The organism is Anaerococcus sp., assembly GCF_022770135.1.
In the GTDB taxonomy this organism is placed as follows: Bacteria; Bacillota; Clostridia; order Tissierellales; family Peptoniphilaceae; genus Anaerococcus.
Genome location: NZ_JALEIL010000050.1, coordinates 25441 through 32300, shown reverse-complemented (window position 1 = coordinate 32300; position 6860 = coordinate 25441). Strand labels below are relative to the sequence as shown.

At 38.8% G+C, this 6860-nt stretch carries 7 protein-coding genes; 3 read left to right on the top strand and 4 right to left on the bottom strand.

Annotation, left to right across the window (positions count from 1 at the left end):
- The 3 genes from MRZ08_RS02120 to MRZ08_RS02110 form a co-directional block, all read left to right on the top strand.
- Window positions 1-255: MarR family transcriptional regulator (locus tag MRZ08_RS02120; RefSeq protein ID WP_366111011.1), on the top strand; the 255-nt coding region annotated here is incomplete at its 5' end.
- Complete coding sequence (gene ftsH, locus MRZ08_RS02115) at window positions 248-2221, top strand: ATP-dependent zinc metalloprotease FtsH (RefSeq protein WP_297378755.1); 1974 nt, start codon at window positions 248-250, stop codon at window positions 2219-2221. The genes MRZ08_RS02120 and ftsH, both read left to right, overlap by 8 nt.
- A 247-nt stretch (window positions 2222-2468) precedes the next feature.
- Window positions 2469-3608, top strand: a complete 1140-nt coding sequence (locus tag MRZ08_RS02110) for a hypothetical protein (RefSeq protein ID WP_297378753.1) — start codon at window positions 2469-2471, stop codon at window positions 3606-3608.
- A gap of 44 nt (window positions 3609-3652) precedes the next feature.
- On the opposite strand, the gene MRZ08_RS02105 is transcribed toward MRZ08_RS02110, so the two are convergent.
- The 4 genes from MRZ08_RS02105 to larC are packed head-to-tail and all read right to left on the bottom strand — an operon-like array spanning window position 3653 to window position 6853.
- Entirely contained in the window at window positions 3653-4363 is a 711-nt protein-coding gene (locus MRZ08_RS02105) for an ABC transporter ATP-binding protein (RefSeq protein WP_297378751.1), read from the bottom strand.
- Complete coding sequence (locus MRZ08_RS02100; RefSeq protein WP_297378750.1) at window positions 4356-5315, bottom strand: iron ABC transporter permease; 960 nt, start codon at window positions 5313-5315, stop codon at window positions 4356-4358. Before MRZ08_RS02100 ends, MRZ08_RS02105 begins: the two co-directional genes overlap by 8 nt.
- Window positions 5308-6486, bottom strand: coding sequence for an ABC transporter substrate-binding protein (locus tag MRZ08_RS02095; RefSeq protein WP_297378748.1), 1179 nt, complete (start codon window positions 6484-6486; stop codon window positions 5308-5310). Before MRZ08_RS02095 ends, MRZ08_RS02100 begins: the two co-directional genes overlap by 8 nt.
- Window positions 6476-6853 (bottom strand): nickel insertion protein, encoded by a 378-nt coding sequence (gene larC, locus MRZ08_RS02090; protein ID WP_297378756.1) that lies wholly within the window; start codon window positions 6851-6853, stop codon window positions 6476-6478. Before larC ends, MRZ08_RS02095 begins: the two co-directional genes overlap by 11 nt.
- Between the last annotated feature and the right edge of the window lie 7 nt (window positions 6854-6860).

Genomic DNA, 6860 nt, shown 5'->3' with positions numbered 1-6860 from the left:
AATATTTGCAAGAGACTGGAAAAGCAAGGCTTTGTAAATAGAGTAAGAAGTGAAGAAGACGAGAGAGTAGTTAATGTGATGCTTACAAAAGATGGAGAAAAAGCAGCAAAGATGGTAGATGACTACTTCCAAAAGATAAAGGAAGATATTCCAGAAGATGGAATAGATGTAAACTTACAAACCATAGTTGATGAATTAGAAGCTCTAGAAATACTGCTCGATAAATATATATATAGGAGTAGATTAGATGGCTAAGAAAAATCCAAGCAAAAAACCTCTATTATATTATTGGTTGGTTGCTATAGTATTATTTGTAGTGATACGATTTGCGCTAAACCCCATAGCTCAGGAGACAGATGTAAAGGAAGTATCCTACAGCCAATTTGTTGAAATGATAGAAAACGATCAAGTTACGGAAGTATCCAAGGATGATCAAAAATACACCTTCAAGGCCAAGGTAGATGGAGATGAGAAGGCCTACGAAACAGGTCTATGGCAAGATACAGACCTTACAGATAGACTTCTTAAGGCAAAAGAAAGAAATGATAAGTTAATATTCTCTCAAGAGATTGAAACGAGAATGAACCCTTATCTTTCCCTATTCTTGACAAGTATATTGCCCCTAGTTTTCATCTGGGTAATATTCTATTTTGCCTCAAGATCCCTTACAAAGACCATGGGAGGTCGTGGCGGCGGAGACTTCATGAACTTCGGTAAGTCCAATGCCAAAATCTATGTAGAAAATAAGACTGGAAAGACCTTCAAGGACGTTGCAGGTCAAGAAGAGGCCAAAGACTCACTTAGTGAGATAGTAGACTTCCTCCATAATCCTGGAAAATACAAGGAAATAGGAGCTAAGGTTCCAAAGGGAGTGCTCTTAGTAGGACCTCCAGGAACAGGTAAGACCCTAATGGCCCAGGCCGTAGCAGGTGAAGCTAACGTGCCATTTTTCTCAATTTCAGGTTCAGAATTTGTGGAAATGTTCGTAGGTATGGGTGCAAGTAAAGTCCGTGACCTCTTCAAACAAGCCAAGGAAAAAGCACCTTGTATAGTATTTATTGATGAGATCGATGCTATTGGTAAAAAGCGTGACGTAAGCGGATATTCTGGAAATGATGAACGTGAACAAACCCTAAACCAACTCCTAAACGAGATGGATGGATTTGATGCGACTGAAGGAGTTGTCCTTCTTGCAGCAACCAACAGACCAGAGATCCTAGACCCAGCCCTTACCAGACCAGGTCGTTTCGATAGGCAAGTTCAAGTAGAACTACCTGACCTTAAGGGCCGTGAAGATATCCTTAAAGTTCACGCCAAAAACATCAAAAGAGAAGACGATATCGACTACGAAGAAATTGCCAAAAGAACTGCAGGTACAAGCGGAGCGGACCTTGCAAATATCATAAATGAGGGAGCCCTTCGTGCAGTAAGGGAAGGCCGTAACAAGCTTACCCAAGAAGACCTCGAGGAATCAATCGAAACAGTAATAGCAGGTCAACAAAAGAAAAACGCTGTAATAAGCGATGACCAAAAGAAAATCATAGCCTACCACGAAGTAGGACACGCCCTAGTAGCAGCCATCCAAACCCAGAAGACACCAGTAACCAAGATTACCATAGTGCCAAGAACTGGTGGAGCCCTAGGTTATACTATGACTGTTGATAAGGACGAGAAATATATCATGACCAAGCAAGAGCTATTTGATGAGATAGTGACCTTTGCAGGTGGTAGATCTGCCGAAGAGCTAATCTTTAATACCAAGACAACGGGAGCTTCAAATGATATAGAAAGAGCTACCGCTATGGCTAGAAACATGGTTACAATCTATGGTATGGATGATGAGTTTGACTTCATGCAACTTGAACAAATCCAAGGAAGATACCTAGGTGGCCAAAGGTCTATGATAGTATCTGATGGAACAGGTAACAAGATTGACGAAAAAGTTGCCAAAATCATCGCTGGGGCTCATATGAGAGCTATAGAAATCCTTAAGGATAATATAGATAAACTTCATGAAATATCAGACTTCTTACTAAAAGAGGAGACCATAACAGGCGACCAATTTATGGAAATCCTAAACAAGAAGGCAGTAGAGACAGACTCTAGTGATATAAGTGAAAATACAGATATTAAAAATCTAGAAAATAATGAATCTATAGAAGATGACAAAGAGAATGTAAGTGAAGATAAGAAAGAATCAGACGAGGATTCTTTAGAATAGAATTTTGGCTCCAGGCTTTGCTTGGGGCTTTTTCTGTGATTAAATATAAGACTTTATTAGCTATATTCTTTTAACTAGCTTATAAGCTATGAGATTTATGGCTGTCTTAGCTATAATTTATATACTTAACTCACATATTAAAATGAATAAAAATTTTTCTATAATGATTGACTAAAAGCTCTTTAAATTATATGATTTAATAAGAAAATTAAAGATCGATAGGATCTTGTATATATTGGGAGTGGTAATGAATAGAAGCTATAAGAAAAATATAAGTTTAGAAAATTTCATCTTTATAATAGTGTTTTTTGGAATCTTTTCTTGGATTGGCCATATTATGGGGCCAAGCAATATGCTATCGACCATAATGAATACGGCCTATAGGCTACTGATGGATACTTGTTTTTACATAATGGGTATTTCTGTAATAGCAGGGGCCCTATCCAGTCTTTTTTCTGAATTTGGTTTTATTGCCTTGGTGGATGTCCTCTTATCTAAGATTATGAAACCTATCTATAATCTGCCGGGAGCCTCTTCTTTGGGCATACTAAATTGCTATTTATCAGACAATCCAGCAATCCTTACCCTGGCCGATGAAGATAATTTCAAAAAATACTTTAGGAAATTTCAAATGCCAGCCCTATGCAATCTCGGAACTTCCTTTGGTATGGGTCTTATTGTAACAACAACTATGTTCTCCCTTCCTGTAGAAGGAGCTGTCAAGGCTGCTCTTATTGGAAATCTAGGAGCCTTTGTGGGATCTGTCGTATCGGTTAGGATAATGCTAAGTTTTACGAAAAAGCACTACGGTACAGAAGAGATGGTAGAAGTAGAAAATGTCGAAAGTATACCAGAAGGATCTAGAATAGTAAGGGAAGGATCTTTTGGATCTCGTGCTATTGAAGCAATCCTTTATGGAGGTAAGCGTGGAGTCGATATGGGAGTTGCTATTATCCCTGGGGTAATCACGATTTGTACAATGGTAATGCTTCTAACAAATCCTATGCCAGCTTCTGGCTATACGGGAGAAATAGGCCAGGGAGTAGCCTTTCTTCCTTGGCTTGGAGAAAAACTATCCCTTATCCTAAGCCCGATCTTTGGGTTTTCAAGTGACTCCTTCATAGCAGTGCCAATAACAGCCCTAGGTTCTGCAGGAGCTGCTATAGGTTTGGTGAAGGAATTTGCACAAGGAGTAAGCCTTACGGGAAATGATATAGCTGTCTTTACCGCCATGTGTATGTGCTGGTCAGGATATCTATCAACCCATATAGCCATGATGGATGCTCTAGGTACAAAGGAGATGACAAGCTCCGCAATCCTATCCCACACTATAGGCGGCTTATGTGCAGGCTTTGCAGCCCATATTTTTTCTGTGATACTTTTATAAAATTAAAAACAGGCAAAACAAAATCGGGTTGTATTCCCGATTTTTTACTTAAAATATATATGCCTATTTCCATCAAAATCCCTGATATCTGTCTCCATGTCGAATATATCTCTAAACATCTCCTCGTCCATGACCTTTTTGGATGGGCCTTGTCTGTAGATTTTTTGATTATCTATTAGGATTATATTGTCTGCGAATTTTTCTATCAGGCCTATTTGGTGGAGGCTAATTAGAGTAGTAAGATTTAACTTTTCTGTCAAATCTTTTATGATTCTCATAATCTCGTATTGGTTTTTAAGGTCTAGGGCACTTACTGGTTCGTCCAGAAGGAGGATTTTGGGATTTGCCACAAGGGCCTGGCCAATGAAGACCTTCTGGACCTCTCCTCCTGACAATCTATTTATATACTTATCCTTGTACTTTCTGATATTTAGTAAGTCTAGGATTTTTTCGGCGTCTTTTTTATCTTCTTTACTTATCCTTAAAGAAAGATCAGCTACCTTGCCAAGCAAGATAGTTTCGAAGACTGTAAATTTTGCCTTGGAATTAATATTTTGATTAAGATAGGAAACTTTTCCGTCTGTTTTTATCTCACCCTTGTAACTTTTGATTCCGCTTATGGCATTTAGGATAGTCGATTTGCCTGATCCGTTTCTTCCCATGAGGATATTTACCTTACCTTCTTCTATCTTAAAGGAAATATTATCTATTACTTTCTTGTCGTAGGAGATGGATAGGTTTTTAGCTTCAATCATTTTTGCCTCCAAAAAAGAATATAAATATCAAAGGAAGTCCAACGAGACTTGCTATGATTCCTATAGGAAGGATGGCTCCAGGTTTTACGATTTTGGATAGGCCTGATGAAAATACCAAAAGAATCGCCCCTATAAGGCTTGATCCTATAAGATAATATCTTTGGTCCTCTCCTAGGATTTTCCTCGCTAAATGTGGGGCAATAACGCCTATAAAGCCTATTACTCCTGCAAAGCTTACCCCAATTGAGGAAAGAATAGAAACTATCATAAAGGTCTTAATCTTTAGCCTTTTGACATCCACTCCCAGACTTTTCGCCCTATCTTCTCCAAACCTTAAGCTAGTAAGCTTGTGACTGTCTTTGATAATTAGGACAAAGGCGAGGACAAAGGCGAAGAAAAGAATCATTATTTGCTTAGGGTTCGTGTTTGAAACAGAACCGAAGAGCCAAAATACAATTGATGCTAGGGTTTCGTCTGTGGATATGTATTGCATAAGACTTGTAAGCGAGTCAAAGAAGAATTTGACAGCAATTCCAGCAAGGATCATGGAATTTGTGTGGGCGAAGTTTCTCCTTGAGATGATATAGACGAAAATTATTGCTATAAGGGCAAAGCCTATGGCCCCGAAGGCTATAAAATTAATCGATATACCTAATAGGAGAAAGAGGGAGGCCCCAAAGCCTGCAGCTGAGGAGACCCCTAGGGTAAAGGGACTTGCTAGGGGGTTGTCAAGGATAGTCTGCATGCAGGCCCCAGCAAGGCCTAAGATCATGCCGAGCACTAGGGCTGTTAGCATCTCTGGCATTCTGATCTTAAAAAGAATAGTTCTTTGAAGGTCATTTAGACTTAGGAGGTCCTTTGGAACAAGCTCTCCTACTCCAATGAATAAATCTATCATACACACAAGAAGGCTTATTAGGCACAGGATAAGAATCTTTTTATTCTTACTCATATTTGCTAAACCAAGTTCCTTGATATTCTATAGGCATGAAGTTTTCGTAAAATTCTTTCATATCAGCCTCTGGGTCCACATCTTCGAAAAGCTCTGGGTGGAAGGTCTTGGCGAGAGTCTCGTAGGCGTAGAAGTCACACATATCTCTTGCTAAGTTTTGCCCTATGACATAGACATTTTTTTCCTTCATTGCTGTCAAATCTTTCCATCCATTTCTAGTTATGTATTTATCAAGTTTTTTACTTACATCTTCTGGACTAATTCCAAAACCCATCTTCATTGACTCAGGCTTTTCTATCCATTCTGCTCCGGTGATGAAAATCATATCAGGGTCTTGAGATAAGACGAACTCTTCAGAAACAGGAGTCGCCTCCTTTTCTCCAAGGACATCTCCTGTAAGATTGTATCCGCCAGCATCGTTTATGATTTTACCCCACATCATTTCGTTGCCGTAAGAGTTACCGTAAGCGTGTTCTCCTTCATAGCCATGCTCTAGATAGACTCTTGGTTTATCATTTACATCTTTAAGTCTTTCTTTCATTGAGTCGATTTTTTCCTTATAGAATCCGTTTAGCTTATCGAGGTTTTTATCAAGTCCTGTGGCCTTGGCTATAATTTCTGTAGACTTTAGGTGATCGTCGAAGTCTTGGTTGTGGTAGTCTACATAGATTATTGGCAAGCCTATCTTTTCTTCGATTGTATCTAGTTGAGCCTTGTAGGAAACGGGAGCGATGATGCCGTCAGCGTCAATAGATAGAAGCTCTTCTAGGGAAAAGTCGTTATCTGCGAAGTTACTTACTCTTTTGACATCATCAAGTTCTGGGATTCTGTCTACTAGCCTTTGATAGAGGTCATTTCTGTGAAGTTTTATACCATCATCCATGGCGGCGATTTTCTTATAGAAATTCTCCTTATCTAGGTACATCATAGTCATAAAAGGTCCGCCTGATCCTGATCCCTGGATTATTACCTTATCCATTGGTTTATTAAGCTCCACCTTTCGCCCTAAGACATCTTCAATTATAAGTTTGGCCTCACTATTATCTTCTGTTATTTCTTCACTTTCTGTCTTCACTTCAGTTTTATTTTCCTCTGCCTTATTTCCTCCACAAGAGGCAAGGACTAGGAGGAAAACTATCAAAAGGCCAATATTTCTTAATTTAATTTTCATATTTTTCTCCATAAATTGATCTTATCCTATCAAAGGCTTCTTTGATCGATATATTTTCTTTCTCCGCCAAGTCTTTTACTGACTGATATTCTGGATATATGTAGGAAGAATCCTTGTGATAGACTTTCTTAAAGAAAAGCTTTAGACCGTCATGATCTATTGTAATCATCTCTCTATCAAGGATTGATCTTTCGACTTCTATTTTTCTAAGACCGATTGAGGTCGTGTTAGAAAATATTATATCTTCGACTTCTTCGATTTTTTCCTTATCACAAAGGACGGAAAGTTTGTAGGCTGGACGGTTTTTCTTCATGAAAATCGGAGTGTAGAAACAGTCCCTAGCAACTTCCATAAGCTTATCCATCACAAAGCCC

Coding starts and splice junctions, on each gene's coding strand:
- MRZ08_RS02095 (WP_297378748.1), bottom strand. CDS start 6,486: ATGAAAATTAAATTAAGAAATATTGGCCTTTTGATAGTTTTCCTCCTA.
- MRZ08_RS02100 (WP_297378750.1), bottom strand. CDS start 5,315: ATGAGTAAGAATAAAAAGATTCTTATCCTGTGCCTAATAAGCCTTCTT.
- ftsH (WP_297378755.1), top strand. CDS start 248: ATGGCTAAGAAAAATCCAAGCAAAAAACCTCTATTATATTATTGGTTG.
- MRZ08_RS02105 (WP_297378751.1), bottom strand. CDS start 4,363: ATGATTGAAGCTAAAAACCTATCCATCTCCTACGACAAGAAAGTAATA.
- MRZ08_RS02110 (WP_297378753.1), top strand. CDS start 2,469: ATGAATAGAAGCTATAAGAAAAATATAAGTTTAGAAAATTTCATCTTT.